This is a genomic window from Paenibacillus sp. V4I3 (assembly GCF_030817215.1).
Classification (GTDB): Bacteria; Bacillota; Bacilli; order Paenibacillales; family NBRC-103111; genus Paenibacillus_E.
This window is the reverse complement of sequence record NZ_JAUSZA010000001.1, coordinates 8,129,240-8,147,505: the sequence shown is the minus strand read 5'-3', so window position 1 is coordinate 8,147,505 and position 18,266 is coordinate 8,129,240. Positions and strand designations below refer to the sequence as shown.

At 36.9% G+C, this 18,266-nt stretch carries 9 protein-coding genes; 7 read left to right on the top strand and 2 right to left on the bottom strand.

Going from position 1 to position 18,266, the window contains the following annotated elements:
- The first annotated feature begins 410 nt into the window (after positions 1 to 410).
- The 6 genes from QFZ77_RS37595 to QFZ77_RS37570 all read left to right on the top strand — a co-directional run bounded on the left by QFZ77_RS37595 (position 411) and on the right by QFZ77_RS37570 (position 15,579).
- The gene (locus tag QFZ77_RS37595) at positions 411 to 3,581 is read left to right on the top strand and encodes a DEAD/DEAH box helicase (RefSeq protein WP_307449099.1); all 3,171 of its coding nucleotides are present in this window, start codon (positions 411 to 413) and stop codon (positions 3,579 to 3,581) included.
- Positions 3,582 to 7,973 (top strand): sacsin N-terminal ATP-binding-like domain-containing protein, encoded by a 4,392-nt coding sequence (locus QFZ77_RS37590; protein WP_307449095.1) that lies wholly within the window; start codon positions 3,582 to 3,584, stop codon positions 7,971 to 7,973. It abuts the gene before it with no gap.
- 898 nt (positions 7,974 to 8,871) lie between these two features.
- The gene (locus tag QFZ77_RS37585) at positions 8,872 to 9,093 is read left to right on the top strand and encodes a DNA-binding protein (protein WP_307449092.1); all 222 of its coding nucleotides are present in this window, start codon (positions 8,872 to 8,874) and stop codon (positions 9,091 to 9,093) included.
- 249 nt (positions 9,094 to 9,342) lie between these two features.
- A complete protein-coding gene (gene drmA / locus QFZ77_RS37580) occupies positions 9,343 to 13,287 on the top strand; it encodes a DISARM system helicase DrmA (RefSeq protein ID WP_307449088.1) in 3,945 nt (1,314 codons plus the stop codon).
- A 10-nt stretch (positions 13,288 to 13,297) separates the two neighbouring features.
- Positions 13,298 to 15,082: a DUF1998 domain-containing protein gene (gene drmB, locus QFZ77_RS37575; protein WP_307449086.1), complete on the top strand. Its 1,785-nt coding sequence runs from the start codon at positions 13,298 to 13,300 to the stop codon at positions 15,080 to 15,082.
- The gene (locus tag QFZ77_RS37570; RefSeq protein ID WP_307449084.1) at positions 15,079 to 15,579 is read left to right on the top strand and encodes a phospholipase D-like domain-containing protein; all 501 of its coding nucleotides are present in this window, start codon (positions 15,079 to 15,081) and stop codon (positions 15,577 to 15,579) included. Before drmB ends, QFZ77_RS37570 begins: the two co-directional genes overlap by 4 nt.
- 345 nt (positions 15,580 to 15,924) lie before the next feature.
- On the opposite strand, the gene QFZ77_RS37565 is transcribed toward QFZ77_RS37570, so the two are convergent.
- Positions 15,925 to 16,185: a hypothetical protein gene (locus QFZ77_RS37565; RefSeq protein ID WP_307449081.1), complete on the bottom strand. Its 261-nt coding sequence runs from the start codon at positions 16,183 to 16,185 to the stop codon at positions 15,925 to 15,927.
- Positions 16,186 to 16,462: 277 nt separating this feature from the next.
- On the opposite strand from QFZ77_RS37565, the gene QFZ77_RS37560 reads away from it, so the two are divergent.
- Positions 16,463 to 17,545, top strand: coding sequence for a phospholipase D-like domain-containing protein (locus QFZ77_RS37560; RefSeq protein ID WP_307449078.1), 1,083 nt, complete (start codon positions 16,463 to 16,465; stop codon positions 17,543 to 17,545).
- Positions 17,546 to 17,768: 223 nt separating this feature from the next.
- Here QFZ77_RS37560 and QFZ77_RS37555 read toward each other — a convergent pair whose 3' ends face one another.
- Positions 17,769 to 18,161, bottom strand: a complete 393-nt coding sequence (locus tag QFZ77_RS37555; RefSeq protein WP_307449075.1) for a hypothetical protein — start codon at positions 18,159 to 18,161, stop codon at positions 17,769 to 17,771.
- Positions 18,162 to 18,266: the final 105 nt, after the last annotated feature.

Here is an 18,266-nt window from a genome sequence, read left to right as displayed (position 1 = left end):
ATCGGTAGAGGAAGAAAAAAAATGCTCACATGTAAAAAATGTTCAGGTATCTTAGATGTCATTAGAGTTGAACAGCCTCCAGAACACCTGACAAAGCAGGAAAGGTTGCTCTATGATCGTTTGTGCGATGTAAAATGTCTAAGTTGTGGTATGGTTTATTATTCACAACCTTATGATTTTATGAAGCCAATTAACCCTGTAAGAAATATCGAATAGTTGATAGAGAATGTTTTTTATTTTATTATGTCATTGGAAATAAGTAGATGGTAAAATAGTATTGGTAAATATTTACTATAAGTAATTAAGGGGATAAGTCTTTTTCTTAGATGACTTATCCCCTTTTCATTGTAATATTAATACGGCAAGGTTTGATGGTATTATTTTTGTAAACATATATAAGGAGTGTAGTTATGGTTGAACCAAAATTTACTATTGGTCAAAATGTCAAGATTATAACTACTGGTAAGATTGGGACTGTCAATAGAGTACTTAATCGTTCAGAACAAATTGGATACCAAATAACTGTTGAGGGTAAGACACAAACCTTTCTTGAGAAATATCTAGAACCAATCTTTGATGTAGAACAAGAAGTCCATGATCATTTATTTTTAGGTCAAGTGGGTGGGCCATTTGAATATCAATTATTTGATCGATGGTTTAGATTTAAAAGGCCTAATGAAAATGGGTTCTATAGTTATCTAGCAAGTAGAACATTGTTTAACCCATTTCAATTTAAGCCATTAAGTAAATTTATTTCACCCGGATCTGAAGAAAGACTCTTTATCGCAGATGAAGTCGGTGTAGGTAAGACTATAGAGACTGGCATCATTATTACTGAGATGATTGCACGTGGAAAGCTAGATAGAAGACGACCGATATTAATAGTTTGTCCTAATACGTTAGGACCAAAATGGGCGAATGAGATGAAGAAAAGATTTAATTTTAATTTTCGAATTCATGATGGTAAATCACTTAAGAACAGCTTAATATCTGCTTTGAATGGAGAATTTACGGATGTGGATACATGGGCAATTGCAAGTATTCAATTATTACGAAGTACTGAATATTTTGAATTAGTTGAACAGATTGCTTCGGTTAGAGAAACACCATTATGGTCGATGATTATCATTGATGAAGCGCACCATATGAGGAATGTAAACACGTTAAGTAATAAACTTGGAAACACATTAAGCGGTTTAACTGAAATGATGTTAATGTTATCAGCTACTCCTTTGAATCTAAGAGATGAAGATCTTTATAACCAAATGCATATATTAAACCCTGCATTTTTTTCTACTATAAATTCATTTGACTACATGCTTGAGATAATAAAAATACTAAATAGTCTAAGAAGAAGTTTATTTAGAGGTGATTCTATTGAGTCAAGAAAAGAAATCATACAACATTTAACGTTATTAAAAAATGGAACTCTAACTGAGGCACTAGCAAGTCACGATGGTTTAAACTTGATACTAGAGAGACTGAATGATAGTAGACCATTACAGCCTGACGAAATTGTCCGTTTTGATAGATTGTTGGAGTCATTAAGTCCATTAAATCACTCCTTCACGAGAACATTAAAAAGAGAGGCTTTTCAGCATCGTGTGATTCGTGAAACAGTTAAACTTCCAGTGGTTTTAACTGCAGAGGAGATGAATTTTTACAATAAAATAATTAATGTTTTGAAAGACGTTTTTACTTTGCGGGGCATGAATCCAGCCACATTAGGTTTTATTTCAAATATGCCAAAGCGAATGGCTAGCAGCAGCCTACCTGCGATGAAAAATTATCTTAAAAAGTGTATAGATAGAAATTCAGTATTAGTTGATGAAGACTTAGTTAACTCCAGGGATCCTGAAGATGAAGAAAACAATGACGATGATCTAACTATAAATAATATTGAATTAAGCAATACCACTAAAAATAAGCTATTGGAGTTAATACATGACTCAGAAACAATTTCTGTTCCAGACTCCAAGTACACCCAATTGGTTGAATTTCTAAATAAGATATTGCCTACCTTAGAAAATCGTAGAGTGCTTATTTTTTCATCCTTCCTTGATACTTTAAAGTATTTAAATGAAAAATTAGAAGCCGAAGGGTACAAAGTTGGGCTTATCTCTGGTCAAGTTCCACTGACATCAAATGCTCAAGAGATAGGACGCTATGAAATAATAGATGCGTTTGAAAAAAGCAAATTTGACATCTTACTTTCAAGTGAGGTTGGTGGAGAGGGTTTAGATTTTCAATTTTGTCAGGTGTTAATTAATTACGACTTACCATACAATCCTATGAGGTTAGAGCAACGAATAGGAAGAATTGATCGATTTGGACAAAAAGCAGATAAAGTTATGATAGTTAATATGTTCCTCAAGGGTACATTAGATGAAGATATATATAATGTTTTATATGAAAGAATCAATCTTATCGAAGGTAGTGTGGGATTGTTAGAGCCCATACTTGGTAACCAATTTCTGAACTTACAAAATGACTTAATTAATGGTAATTTAAGCCCAGAACAAATAAAAGTTCGGGCTAAAGAATTAGAATTATCAATAGAGCAATCGAAGGCTGAGATAGAAAGATTCGAAACACAACGTAAAGAACTGCTCGGGGAGGAGGATTTCTCAAAAACGATTCAAAAGTTTGAGGATATGACAGATTTCATAACGCCATCCGATGCTTCTTGGTTAACTGGTATTTGTTTATCATTCTTCAGAGATTGTTCATATGAAGTACAGGATGATGAGCGTGGTGAAATAAAACTAAGTGATGATTTTATTAATAATCTAGAGCGATTTACTAGAAAACCTAGGAATGAAGGGTCTTTTGAGGAATTAAGATACTTGTTGCAAGGTGAAAAAAAATACAAAGTTATTTTTAACGGAAGTTTAGCAGATTTAAATAAAGATCATGTTTTTTTGCCTCCGTTTGGATATTGGACAAAGTTCTTACTATCAGAATTAGAATCTATAAAAAAAATTGAGAGAGTATTTTCACTTGGAATAGAATGTGCAGATTCTTTTTTATTACCTAAAGGTCACTATTTTATTTCATTATTTGAAATAAATCTAGAGGGTTTTAAAACCGGAGTAGAATTGGCCGCGGTTCCCATCAATTTAATAAACAATAACATTGAAAAATGTGATTACAGAACATTAATAAAGCATTTAAAACTTAAACCTCTTATTGAAAGTGAAACAATGGATAATGAATATGACTCTTATATGTTAACAGATCTAGCACGGCAAGAATTAGCCGATTCTATTGAGGAAAGATTGGATGTATTACGTAGGGAAAACGAGTATCAAGTAAGTGTTCGAACCCAAACTTTACAGAAAGCCTGTAATGTACGCATTACCAAAATAAATAATTTAATACATAATTATTCGGAGAAATGTAGATTTGAAGGAACGGAGCCAAAAGAAGAATACCTTAGATTAATGCAGTCACAAATAAAGAGTGAACTACGGAGAACATCTGAAAAGATTAATGCCATTTCACAAAAATTAGATGTCTCTGCGGGAATCACACTAGTAGGCATTGTAATATTGGATGTTCGAACAGGAGATGCAGGATAAATGGATAACAACTTTGCTGCTCAAAGAAAACAATTATTAGAAGACATTAAGCAGGGTGAACCGGGATCGGAAACTCTAAAGAAATTAGCTTATTTGAGAGAATCATTTGATTCTGCAATTCAGGATTATATGAATTCTCTAACCATACTTAGTGATACAACATATCAAGACCGAAAACATTTTTTGCTTGAGCTAATTCAGAATGCTGATGATTCACAATTCGCTACTGAACCAGCTCAATTAACGTTCATCATTAATAATGAGAGTATTGAACTAAGGTATAATGAGATTGGATTTACTGTAGACGATGTCATAGCAATTACAGGTACAGGAGCATCTACAAAAGCTAACAAAAAAATTGGATCCAAAAGTTTTATAGGGGAAAAAGGTATAGGTTTTAAATCAGTATTCGCCCTCGCTTCAAGTGTAGAGATAGAGAGTTTTCCTTGGCATTTTCGATTACATAAAAATAATGTAATTGTTCCAGAGGTAGTAGACACCATAGGTGAACTAAAACAAGGTGAAGGAACACGGATAAGAGTAAATTTCACTGATTTAGAAAGTATAGAAATCGTTGCAAAAGAACTTAAACGATTTGCAGAGGGGCAAGTAGAATCATTTTTATTCTTACAAAAAATTGCAAGATTTGTAGTTCAAGATCGAAGACAGCAGACGTTCACCCAAAATACTATTCAAATCTCCCCCCCAACCAGAGCTGGTAAACATCTATCAATAGAACCATCTAATGAGACTAATAGACATTATATAATTTATGAAGAAGAGGTAGAATTCTCCCCTCAATTGGTTTCTGAAAGATGGGAACGATTAGGGAATATTACTCAACCTTTAAAACGAAGAATTGCAGCAGCTGCTATTTTAGGTGAGACTGAAGCTAATAGTTATGGTAGAATGTTCTGTTATTTACCAACAGAGGTAAAGCTTCCTGTACCGATATTTCTCCAAATTGACGGACATACGAAGGCGGATCGAGAAAGACTGCATGATCCAGAGCAAAACAAATGGAATAAACATTTAATACAACAAATACCAGATTTCCTTTTGAATGCAATTTTAGACTGGAGGGAAGAATCAGAAATTTCTCAATGCTTACTTAACTATATTCCGGTTGACCCAGGGACTGATCAACTTGCTTCAGTATTTGAAATATTGATAGAAAAATTAAAAGTTGCGCCTTGGGTCTATACAATAGAAGATGAGTGGGTTTCTCCTAAAAATTCCATTATTGCAAATAAATTCTGGGCTCATTGGATAGAGGTTGATCCTGTTTTAAAAAGTCAAATTGAAGTATTTTTAGGTAAGAAATTTGTTAAGACTTTGTGGCTTGAGGATAAGACATGGAAAAATAAGTTAACTCATTACGGAGTTACAGAAATAACAAATCTTGAATCAGCTAAAATTTTGGCTAATGTTAGTTTGCCAGAAATAATGTATAAAGAAGAAAATTTGATTTCTGTTTTTAAAGAGATTAACAGTATTTTATCAACAAGGTATCTCTCTTACGAAGTAATAGAAACCCTAAAAAGCGCTCCAATTTTCCCGCTTGAAGGTGGAGAGTTTGGAGCAATCAGTAAAAGTTTCCTTAGTAAAACATATTGGGTCTCTGGACGTACAAGACGAACAACAGGGCTAGAAGGTTCCATGGATTTACAAGTTATTAATCCGAACTATACGTATACAGCAATAATTAATAGTGAGTCTCAACAACGAAATGAAGAGGCTGATAGAATAAATCAAAGGAATGAAGTTGTAAAAGAAATGCTTCGCAAATTTTCTGTCCCGGAGCTTAATGATGACACATTACTGAGTGATCTTCAGATTCCTTGGTTGCTAACAGGAAATGGAAAATCGATTGAACAAACAGCTAAAGTTCTTTATGCCATATACGAAGTATTTAAGGCCAAAAGGACATACGATGAAGAATATTTACTACGATTATCTACACTTGCATCCTGTAAAGTACAAACCATAAGTGGAGGGATTTGTTCAATTGATGCTACAATTTTGCCGGATGCTCTAAGATTACATTCAGAAGATTTTTTATATGTTCTGAGTTCACTTGAAGTACTGCAAGTTCCAGATATCTTTAAAAAGGAATTGATTGATAAAGATGACCAAAAGTCATTAAGAGATTATTTTATTGCTTGCGGTGTAAATGCAGGTCCAAAATTTAAATATTATAATCGTAAATATAATAATATTACTGAGTTTAAAATTAATGATGATCCGCGTTATAGAAAATGGCATGTGTTCACAAAAGGCGATTATACTCTTCATAACAATATAGAAATCACAGTTGTAGAACTTGATCTTGCAACAAAGGAATTACTTTATAGTTCTAAATGCGATTTGAAATTAATGTCAGAGGCATTATATAAGGAATGGAGAAAGGAAACAGAAAAATCCATTGATTCTAATATAACCAGTTTATTTTTCCGCAATAAGCCTCTAGCTGGCTATTTTCAATCCGCCTACAAGAGATTTGAAAGAAGAACCCCTGTTATTAAGGATTTACATTGGGCGGGACTGAAGGCAAGTGACGTGCCATTAAAAACAATATGCGGTGATATGACTAATTCTGATTATGCAATTAGAATTAAAGCAAAGTTTAGACATGTCTTTAAAATTGCAAGCAAGTACCTTCCATTTGTTGTAGAAGATTCTTTTTCTGCTTTAGATGGATATCACCATGTATACTTAGACTCTTTAGGTATACTAGAACCAAAAGTAGAGGATTTGAACAATCTTTGGGAAAGGCTACAAGAAAACCAATATTCTGAGATGATCCTGGTAGCGTTAGAATTTTTAGAAGCAGGAGTTGATATTGCAAACTTCATGCTTTATGACTTTCAAGATCAAAAGCTTAGACCAATTAGTGAGTTTCGATTAGGTAGTAATTTTGATTTAGAGTTGCCCTTAATTGAAAAAAACTATGGTGATAACGGAAGGGTTCTTGGAGAAAAACTAGGTCTATCAGTTGAAAACGAGACTACTCCATATATACATATTGTTGATCAATTACTAAATACATCCAACGATGTACAGGGGAAATTAATACTATTAGGCAAGCTTCTGAGGGGCTGGTTTAACTTAGAACATAATGTTAAGTTCGAAATACAGAGTCACTTGCGCAACAGCTTGTATAACGATAGAGAACCAATTTTAGTAATTAATGATTCTTCATTATTTAAAAAAATTCAACAAACTGGTATTACTGTTTGGGAGTTGCAAATAGATGAGAAGGACTCATACCCCTATGAACAAGCTGCAAGGGAACTAGGATTAAAACTACCACTTGATGTAGGGAAATTACATTCGGAAAATGAAAGTGGTTTGACCGAAGCGGAAAATGTAATATTTGTAGATTATTGTTCTCAATTCATTGAAGGTCTTGAAAAAAATGAAGTGTTAAGACTTTATTCAAAAATGTCTAGGTTCGGGACATACCCAGTCTGGTCAAATAAAATACGTAAAGTTGATTCATTATATAGAAGCATAGCGGATATCTGTAGAGTGGATATACCTCTTCCTTATCTCGATACAAGGAAAAATCTAATGTATGTTAACTCTGGAGATAGCGTTGCAGTTATTTTATCTTGGATGTTAAGTTTAAATGATTTTACAACTTTTAAGAGTGCATCCCGAGAAATCAAAGATTATATAGTAAAGAAGGTTACGGAAAGTAAAGAAAAGAAAGAAACTGTATCATCGATAGCAGAGGACATAAAGTCTAGCTTAACGGATAAAAATGAGCCCTTTCAAAACACTAATCATCAAGGATGGAAAGTAGGACTTGACCAGAACCAAGAAGAGGCAGTAAGACAAAAGATCAGCATTGAATTAACCAGAGCTTTAGAAGAAGAACCTTCCAAAATCGAACAGCAAATGAAGAATACTGTCATGAAAAGAAACGTTCAACAAAAAATAAAATTCGTTGATCAAAAAGCATCTGATCCAAAAGCTTTTCTTTTTGCTGAATATGATGGGAAATGTCAAGTTTGCAATACTCGACTAGCTTTGAGTAATGGTAAGGCATGGTTCGAGACCTATAGAATTAAAGAGGCAAATGGAGAAGACATTTGGTGGGTTGACCGTCCATTTAATATCCTTTGTTTTTGTCCCAATTGTCACGCGTTAGCAAAGCATGGTGGTGGCCTTGATCTAAGCAATATATTTGTTGAGGCACAGGATTTAATTAAAGGAGAAACATTTGCAGTAGAGGTACCAGAACATTCTGGGGATTTTTATCAAATTAAAATAAAATTAAATGGAGTAGATAAGTCTATGACAATTAGTAAACTTCATTTGAATTATTTTGGTGCTTTGCTTGAAGCGGTTCTTGAAGGTGCCGCTACATCGGAAAGTCTTGATTAATTGTTAGTATGAAATGTTACTGAAGAAGTCTTAGGATAATTCCTAAGACTCTTTCTTTTGGCTTTACCTTTATAGGGGGTTATGTAACGAGTATTCATTTAAGCAGATTCATGGGGGCGGCTAGGATACTGGCGGTACGCCAAAGTTTACTTGCGCACCAGTCAGTTCCTTCAAGTCCCTGGTTTACACATACCGATGATAAATCGATTTTAAAGGCTCTATATGACCCAATTGAAGTAGTTTTCTGAGGAAAGGAACGTTACTCCAAGCCGCCAATTATATAGTCGTCTGTAATATCTATAACTACAATTCCCTAAGGTACTGATAATAAAGGGATTTTTAATAATTTACTGTAACATCGTGAACTATAACTTATTTCCTTTGACCACATTCCTTGGTCATTTTTGTGGTCAAATTTTCTGACCACTTTTTTTGTTTTTTTGTTCTAAATAAATGCTCGCCTAATTCCCATAACCCATGTGATGAGTTACTTCCCTTCGGCATTTTTCTACTATGACATAGCCGCTACCCACCCATATCCTCTTGATTTGCGAACTTTTCGTGACAATTATCGTTTTTTTTAATTTTTTTTTATTTTACATAACCCGCATTTTTAGCGGCTTTTGGTAAACTCATAACTCAGTTTCATAAATCCCATCTTTAGGAGGATTTTCTCAATTTCTCTCTTAATTACGCCATATTACGCCGATTTATTAGTTTGACATAATACCATAACTTAGGTGTCATAAGTAAACTAAACTACGGCGTGTTGTCACTCTTGATAAATATTAACTACCCATGCAATAATGTGCCCATACAAGATGTAGCGTTCACCAATGTGCATAACGCAATATTTTGTGTTTATTAATCCATGTTCAAAAAAAGGAGAATGAGAAATATGCCAAAGGCAAGCAAAAACATTCAAGATTATGAAATTTTAACGGCACAGATGATTGCTGATCATCAACAGCAAAGCAGACGGAAGGCGTATGAACTTATGGCGACCCCACCTGAACACCGTGGCATTCCTTGCTATAACATTGGAGCTACTAAACGGGTGCGAAAAGTGGATTACCTTAGGTGGATGGAAAAAAGAATTGTTGAACAAGTGAAGCGTTAAAATAAGCATCGCCGAGCGGAATTGCACTAATGAATCGTATAAACTGCTCACTTTGCAGGATAAAAACAAGTTAAAAGATATAAAAATAGAATTGAGGTAATTTTCTGTGAAATAATTACAAAGTTCGAATAATCAATTTCGAGTTTTGTTTTTTTCATTTTATTAGAGGAGATTCAAGGGTTAACATAGAATGGTAAGTATTGGATTATCCGATGCATAGGGGCTGATACTGTGGAGAGAGCAATCATATTGAGTGAACTGGTGAAAGAAGTCCTAGGACCTCGTGACGGTTTGAATGAAATTTTGCCTCAAGAAAAAGATCCCAGAAATGAATACATAGTTGGTGTATTAGCTCCAAAAGAATCCCAAAATGAACGTGACATAGATGCAGACGCAGAATTAATGGAAGATGGCGATGAGTCCGATGAAGATCAGTCAGATGACATTCAAGATGCTAACATTAGCGGTTCCCCGTCTTTGGACCCGAAGGCTTTGCCAAAATCGCTTGGAATATCATTTGTAGTTAAGCTAACGGACGGTAATCCGAGCGTTGACGTTTGTTTTACATGGGCGAGGTATTTTTCGAATGGGGAATCTTGGGAACGGTATTCATACTACGAAGTTAAAACCATTTCCGTCGTAACAGGTGATCGTTGGTCTGATAGATATGGCAGTAATGTTGATTTCGTAGTAAAGACGTTGAAACTCAAGGACAAGTTATATAAAGTATCAGTTTTTTTGGTAAATAACACAGAACTTGAAGAAGGCGAAAAACCATCGACTTCGGATTTTCTTTTTCAGCCAGAAATTAGAATTGCTGCGAACATTGGATGCGACTTTTATCCGTTGGAAGAGGAAGAAACTGAAACGTCCGATGATTTGTTGGAAGAAAAGCTTGAGGAAGATTCATTAAAGCTTCTTTATAGAGAGCGTGTTGCATTGGCCCGAGGCCATTTGGTAGGTGTTACATGGAGCGAAATTGACGTACAACGTGAACACCCCCAACTTAACGAAATACAAGTGCCTCCATTCTATTGGGTAGACGGAGATGGGGTACCAAGCAAATTTAAGGAAACATTTAAGAATCCTTGTTTGCGTACTGATTATACACCGTGTTACCCGATGGAATCACCAAGCATGGTGTGGCGCAGTGAATATGGAGATCTTCCAGAATTCAATCCTGAGGTCCTTGCAGAATGTTGGGAACCAGATGAACTAAGGCATAAATTAGCTGCACTTATTGAAGGGTATAAAAAATGGCTTGCGGAACAAAAAGAATCAACAAAATTAAACAATTTAAGGGATAGTCTCAAACGAGCAGCAGAGTTACATTTCAAAAATATCGAATTGGCAATTGGCCGAATGGAGAGATCGATTGATTTATTATATAGCGATCCAGATGTGCGATTAGCTTTTTGCTTTGCAAACAAAGTGATGGCTTTACAGTCAACTTGGGCAAACGGAGTAGTATATCCTTGGAGACCATTTCAGCTAGGATTTATATTATTGAATCTTTCCGCAATTGCTAATGAAACAGATCCCGATCGTGGCACCGCGGACCTTCTTTGGTTCGCAACAGGGGGAGGTAAGACCGAAAGTTATCTTGGCTTAGCTGCCTTCACAATCGCATTGCAACGAAGAAGGGCTCGCCTAGACCGAGATGGTCATAAAAAGGGCTCAGGTGTGAATGTGTTATCACGTTATACCCTTAGGCTGCTAACAATTCAGCAGTTTAGGAGGGCACTTCGGGTTGTTACCGCGGCAGAGTATTTACGGGTGTTCGGATTAAATCAAGGTAACCAAATTGGATGGAGACCACAGAACTGTATTTTTGAATCTGACTATATCTGGGGTGGGGAAAGATTCTCGGTTGGTCTGTGGGTTGGGGGAGGCGTTACACCGAATAGCCTTCAGTCAATCTCATTTAGAGATCAAAATGGTGTTTTTCAGAACATACCAGGCGCGATCGAATTATTAAAGAAAAAAGGAGGGAACGCGCACGGTGAACCCGCCCAGGTCATGAATTGTCCTTGTTGTGATTCATATGTGGCGATTCCGAATGAAGGTTTGGGACATGGTGAACATACTCTTCATTTGCTTTTTAGAGGAACCAATGTAAATATACATCCAAATATCTCTCAGTTAGTTTTGCATGGTGGAATAATTAATTCAGTTGAAGTTATCAGACATCATCAAGTATATTACACTGCCTCGATAAAGTTTTCTGTACGCAATAACAATGTGGAGGCAAGCACAATTGATGATTTTTGGAATAACCAATTAAAAGTCCTTCTTGGAAGTTCGCTTGAGTTGATGGCCGCGAGAGCGACAAGACCAGGCTATTTTTTTCAAACGTATCTTCCAAATAGAAGTGCACCTACACCGAAAGAGGCAAATTTCGATATTTTTTGTCCAAATCCCAATTGCGATCTAAATCAGGTCTTTTGGTCGGAAAAGGTGCCAGCAAATATTAACAATCAGCTTGTTTCATCAAATATTGATACTGAATTTCAAGAAATATTTCCAGCTTTTAAAGTAACGGGACATCCTTCAATTTCTACACGTGTTGCAATTCCTGCATATACAGTTGATGATCAAATATATCATAGGTGTCCGTCTATAATAATTGGAACGGCCGATAAATTTGCGCAATTGCCATATGAACCTAGGGCAGCTGCGATATTTGGTAACGTCGAATATTACCATTCAAGATGGGGTTATTACCGAGAGGCATGTCTCCCAAACACAGGGAGTGGGCAAGGAACGAGCTATACACCTCATCCCGCTGGATTTCAAAGGAATCAACCTTTACATAAAAGAGTTGAAGCGTTTGATCCACCGCTGTTAATTATTCAGGATGAACTTCATCTAATTGAAGGACCTCTTGGTAGCCTTTATGGCTTGTATGAAACAATAATTGATGAGCTTTGCACAAAACAAGATGGCGAACGGAGAATACCACCTAAATATGTTGTCGCCACAGCAACTGTTCGTCAAGCAAAAAAACAAGTAAAGTCTCTGTTTACAAGAGAATTTGCGCAATTTCCGCCATCGGGTATTGATGCAAACGATAATTTTTTCTCGACAACTAACGAAATTCATCCGTTAGATAGCTTAAAAGCAGGACGATTATATGTGGGAATATGCGCCCCAGGCAAGGGGGCGCAAACACCTTTAGTAAGGATTTGGTCGAGCTTATTACAGGCGTCACATGATCTCAAAAATGCTGGAGCTACTCCTGAGGCTATTGATGGATTTTTGACCGTGGTGGGATATTTTAATGCCTTACGCGAACTTGCGGGAGCTGCTTCATTGTACAGACAAGACATTCCTGAAAGAATGAATTATATCAATGGCCCGAATACGCGTACTCTATCGGAAAACCCTCTTGAACTCTCTAGCCGAAAAAGTTCGACCGAATTACCTGGATTACTGGAGCTTCTTGAAAATTCTCTTGAGAGTGGGACACCCGAAGATGGCGTACTTGCAACTAGCATGTTTGGGACTGGAGTAGACGTTGATAGGTTGCGTCTGATGGTAATTAACGGTCAACCCAAATCAACTTCTTCGTACATCCAAGCGTCTGGACGCGTGGGACGCAAGAGGGGAGGACTAGTTGTTGCATTCTTCCGAGCAAGTCGTCCTCGTGACTTGGATCATTATGAATTTTTCACTGGCTACCATAGGGCAATTTATAAATATGTAGAGTCAGTTACAGTGGCTCCGTTTTCTCCTAGAGCAAGGGAAAAGGCATTAGGACCACTTGCTGTTGCACTACTCAGACAAGCTAACCGAATTATGGGAGAAAGAGTTGCAACAAATTGGCGTTTCGAACAGAAATTGCAGAATCAAGTTGTGGTTTCAGGTGCTCCTCATATGAGGAATTCTCGGCATAACTCGGACGTGCTTAAAATTATGGAGTTATTCGCAAAGAGGATAAGCAATCTTCCTGATGGTAGAAGGCCCGATCCTAATGTGGTTTTATCTGAGCTCCGCTCGGAACTAGATAGATGGTATGCACTTTCTCAAAGGCATCAAAACCTCATGTATAATGAATATTCAGGTGCAAGACCACCAAGCCATCCTGTTGTATTAGGCGATCCGCAACACTTCTTTAGAGGGCTGGATGTTGCTTTCGAAAATGCACCCAAGTCTCTTCGTGACGTTGAGGGAACAACAAACTTTAAGAGTTGAGGTGACTCCAATGGGTCAATCGATGAGGCCATCACAATTTATCACTACTTATGGACCAGGAGCAATTTTAGAAGGTCCAAACGGACCGCGGGTTATAAATAATATTGCACTTTCAGGTATCCTAAATCACAAACCCCTAGATCAGTTAGAAATCCCAGATCAGAGATTGTCGGACTCTTTATTGAATGGCGCTGGGATTATTCGTCTTCCTACTAATGCTGAATTAAATATAGTGGAGACTACTCATATATACGAAACAAGACAGTTTCCAGCTTGGTCGTTATGCATTAAAAACAATCACAACAAACTGTATAAGTATTACAATAATAGAGGTTGTCCTGACTGCGGGCCGTTTGCGAATTCTTACGAGGGATGGCTAAAATCCCGAAAGGAGGCCATTCGTTTTGTAATGGCCTGTCCTAATGGGCATATGGATGATGTTAATTGGCCAGCTTTGGTTCGTCATAAAAAGAAACCATGCTTCCCTCAATATTTAATTTGGCAAGGTGGCGGAGGTGCGTTGAAAAACGTTAAAATCATTTGTCCTGACTGCGGGGGAGATTTTAACTTGGGCAGCGCATACGCTTCTGAAATTGATTGCACAGGGTACTTCCCTGAAAGAAATGAACGCCAACAATGTGAAGCTTCAGCGAAAATGATGCAAAGAGGTGCATCAAATCTGAGACTACCAGAGATAATCTCCTCGCTTACAATACCATCACGTGACACAAGGTTGCATCAACTACTTGCACATTCAACGATTATCAACATTCTATACACATCAAATATTACAAACAAGGCAGAACTGTTAGAGAAACTGCATGCATTAGTTCAAAGAAATAGGTTGCAACCCAATATTTACGATGAGATTGCAAGATATGATGAAGAATTGGTAGTAAATGCAGTGAAAGATGTATGTGAGCCAATAAATACACAATCTGAGCACGATTATCGTGTAACCGAGTTTAATGCACTCCAAGTAGCTGGAACTCGCGGCGCACCGCTGCAAGTATCTTCGACGCCTGGAGCACCACCTCTTTTTGAGGTTATTAGGCACGATGTGAAAATTTTCAAAGGCCCAAATGGCATCCCCATCAGAGTTACACCTGTAAGCAGGTTGCGGGTAGTGATGGTACAACTAGGATATAGAAGATTGGATTTTAATGGACAATTGGTTCATACAGATCACCATGATGGGATAAAACAATGGTATCCAGGAGTTGAAACTTTTGGCGAGGGTGTATTTATTGATTTGGCACCAGAAAATGGTGCGGCATCAATTGATCACTTTCAGTTAAAGGGCGACGAGAGCAAAAATTGGTTTGAAGCATTTACACATCCAAGTGATTATGGAATTCGTCCCGATATCATTGAAAAAAATGAGCTTCATCCAGTGTTTGTTTGGTGGCACACCTTATCTCATCGCTTAATTAGTTCTTTATCAATTGATTCTGGCTATTCCTCTGCTTCGATTAGAGAACGAGTATTTGTTAAGATTGATGAAAATGACCCTACGAAAGCAACTGGAGGGGTATTGTTGTATACCACCCAACCAGGCGGTGATGGGACGCTGGGTGGTTTAATCGGTTTAGTTCCAGATTTCGATAAGGTTCTGAAACGTGTTTTCAGAAATGTTGATACTTGTTCGAATGATCCTCTATGTAGTGAAGAAAAATTTGGTCGAGACAAGTTAAATGGTTCAGCCTGCTATGTTTGTCAGTTTGTCTCCGAGACATCGTGCGAACATAGGAATATGCTGTTAGACAGAAGTTTATTAATGGAGAATCTGCCTTGAACACGGACATCAAAATTCTTGCAACTGGTCTTGGTTGGTTAGGTAACGGAGTTGAATCATTTACATCTAATGTTGAGGAAATAATACTAGGCGCAAAATATGAAGTTTTGGTTGGAAGCTATAATATTAGCACAGGTGCAATGGATGTATTAGAGCTATTCAACACCCCTTTATCAAGGGGTGTTGATGTTCGCATTTTGATAAATAAATATAACGAACATCATAGCGCGGTAAGATCATATCTCGAAAGTTTATCGCGAAAATACATGGGTATCTCAATTTATGACTTCACTCATCCTGACGGTTTTGATTTGCACGCTAAAATGATTGTAGTTGACCGTGAAAAAGCGATAATTGGTTCGTCAAACATTTCACGGCGAGGGTTCTTTGAGAATCATGAATTGTCGGTAATGATTACTGGCAACCAAGTGTCTAAAGTTGCTAGTGCTTTTGATAGTCTTGTTAGTCATAATATGACACGGAAAATTAGCATGTAACTTTGCAGTTCGAAGTGTTATAATACTAGCGAATTTTGTCGAAAGAACGATATAAATAAAAAAAGTGTTAGACTGCAGGGGGCGGGGAATTCATTGCTGTTATTTTACTTGTACGCCCTGTCTATCTAATGAAAGAAGAGGTAAAAACCAGCAGACGGACTACGAGCAGATTTTTGATAATCTACAACATTGGATTCGTCGATAGATGGCTATTAAAAAAATGTTACTTAGCCGGATTTAAACCTCGAGAATAAATTCATAGTTTCGATTGCAACAAGAATAAGGAGCTGCAAAAAGCAGACTCCATATTTGTAGAATAATTATATATAAGTATCTTAATTATTTTTAATCTTGGAAATAAGTTCTTATTCTTATCTCAGCTTCACTTTTCTGAGTTTTATTTTGGTCATAGATTGCAGTTTTTGTACCTGTAGCCATTTGGGCTGTCGCAATAGCTAAATTTCCTTCATAATGATCTTGAAGGGTCCTCAAATAATCTTGAGCATATAATACTCCTTCAAATGTAGAAGTTCCCTGAAATACTATTCCACTTTTATTTAGTGATTCTACACCAACCTTTATTGCATTATCTTCAAATTGGCCCATTATTACTTCCCCCAAATCTTTTACTCTGTTTAGTTTATTTTTCCATTATAACGGGGGTGCATTAAATTGAAAATAAGAATAACTCGGATTTATGATGAACCGATGTAACTACTCTAGACATATACGTTGCTTTAAGGGTGTAGTGAATGCCATCGTGATGTAATAGAGGCCAGTCAGGAGTAAATCTAGTCAGCCATAGAATCTAGCTTTATTTACTATATAATAGTATAAACTATGTAGTACATAGTATATCCACTAAATCTAGGAGTGATGTAGTATGGGTAAGACAACGATAATTCCGTTAATTCCCGGTCAAATTGATATTGTGACATCTGTTGGGGAGTTTAACTTTCAAGAAGTACTAGATGACTTTCCAAATGCTGAGAAAATATTTGTTACAACTTACAATATATCGGCTCAGCGGAGTAAACTGTTGCAAGCCCTAGAAGATGCTGCAACACATGCCGAAGTTCGAATTGTAACTAACATTCCAGATAGATACGATCAATACTATGGACGAGCTCCTCGAGAACGTGCTGCTGAAAGCATCGAACGCTACACTGAACGACTTGACCCAGGGCAATTTGAAAGTCTTGCGACAGCTTTTAATTTCAAAAACCACTCAAAGGTTGTAATGACTGAGAATATTGCTTATATTGGTTCAGCAAATTTCTCGGATGAGAGTAAGAGAAGCAGAGAAACAGGTTTTATTATCCGTGGACATGATTTAGTAGCTAAAATTAGCGATAATCTCGTACCCATATTAATTGGTGAGGGAATTCCGTACTTTGGAGGCATGCTAGACGACAAGAAGTTATTACTTTCGTATCTCCTGTCCCGTATGGAAGGAGCAGCCTCGACTATACGTGATGAGTTATTCACTTTTGTGGGACATCCTCTTGAGGACATAGAAATTTATAATATTCACGATCCATGGCTTACGACGAAAAGCATTGATGCATTAATAGAGGAACTTGATGCAATTGATGCAGAATTAGATAATGAGTTCCGTACTGTTGGTGGGCTTGAGCATGTTTCCGAACTTATAGATATTGATACCATTAACAAAATTAAAGATATTTGTTACAGCAGTCCAATATACGAACTTGCTGAATTTGATGCGGTGGAACATGCGGGGAATTTACTTTCTAGTTGGTCAGTTCATAATGAAGATATGAATGATGCGTCTCAAACTGCGACGGATAGAGCAGCAGATAAGCAGTATGACTTGGCGGTTGAAGCTGAAGAACCCGTTAAGAAATTGTTTGACTTATTGGAGCGGGTAAAGGAATCATTTCAGGCAGCTGTCAAAGAATTAGATAGACTTGAAAAGCAACAGGCGAAAATTGATAATACATAAACGAAAAGTCTTGATGACTAACCGCAGATGCGAGCTTGTCGTCCACTAACGAGGAAAATGGTATGACTCCTTTTGCCTTCGGGGCTGTTTTTTATGCTCATTAATATGAATGTAGGTTGAGCAAGGGCATGAATAACACGAAGTAAATACTGCAAACAAACTATTAAATTATGAAAAACAGATGGCAAATTTTTAACGGCCATCTGTTTACATACGCTTTCTACTAACCTAGCAGCTTATATTTGTTGTCACTTACTATCTGTTGTAGTTGTCGAGTGTAATAATTTTTTCCCTTGCCGTTTGACCACAGTCCATATTTTGCACTAGACCAGTCGAGGTCTGCAACTTGTCCATCGGCCAATGTAATTGTTGCCCCCATAAATAATTTACGGATGACATCCTCAAAATTCTGCTGTGTTGGTTGATCAGTCTTAAAACACGATTGAATCATATTATTGATTGTTTCAAAAAGTCTGGAGATGACACTTATCCCCATGTTTTTAATGAGAATGTGGTGCCTAGTATCTTCCCAAGCCTGTGGAAAAACTTTGCTCCATCCAACAAAATAGTTAAGCAGTATCCCCTTTTTCTCAGCGATACTTAGTCCGCTTGGCATACTCGGTAACATTAATCATTAATGTTATGCTGTCATGCATGTTTTTGAGAGTGAGGGTAGGTTTAGGTGTCCTATTACTTAGTTCTTTATTTCGTTGTTTATCTT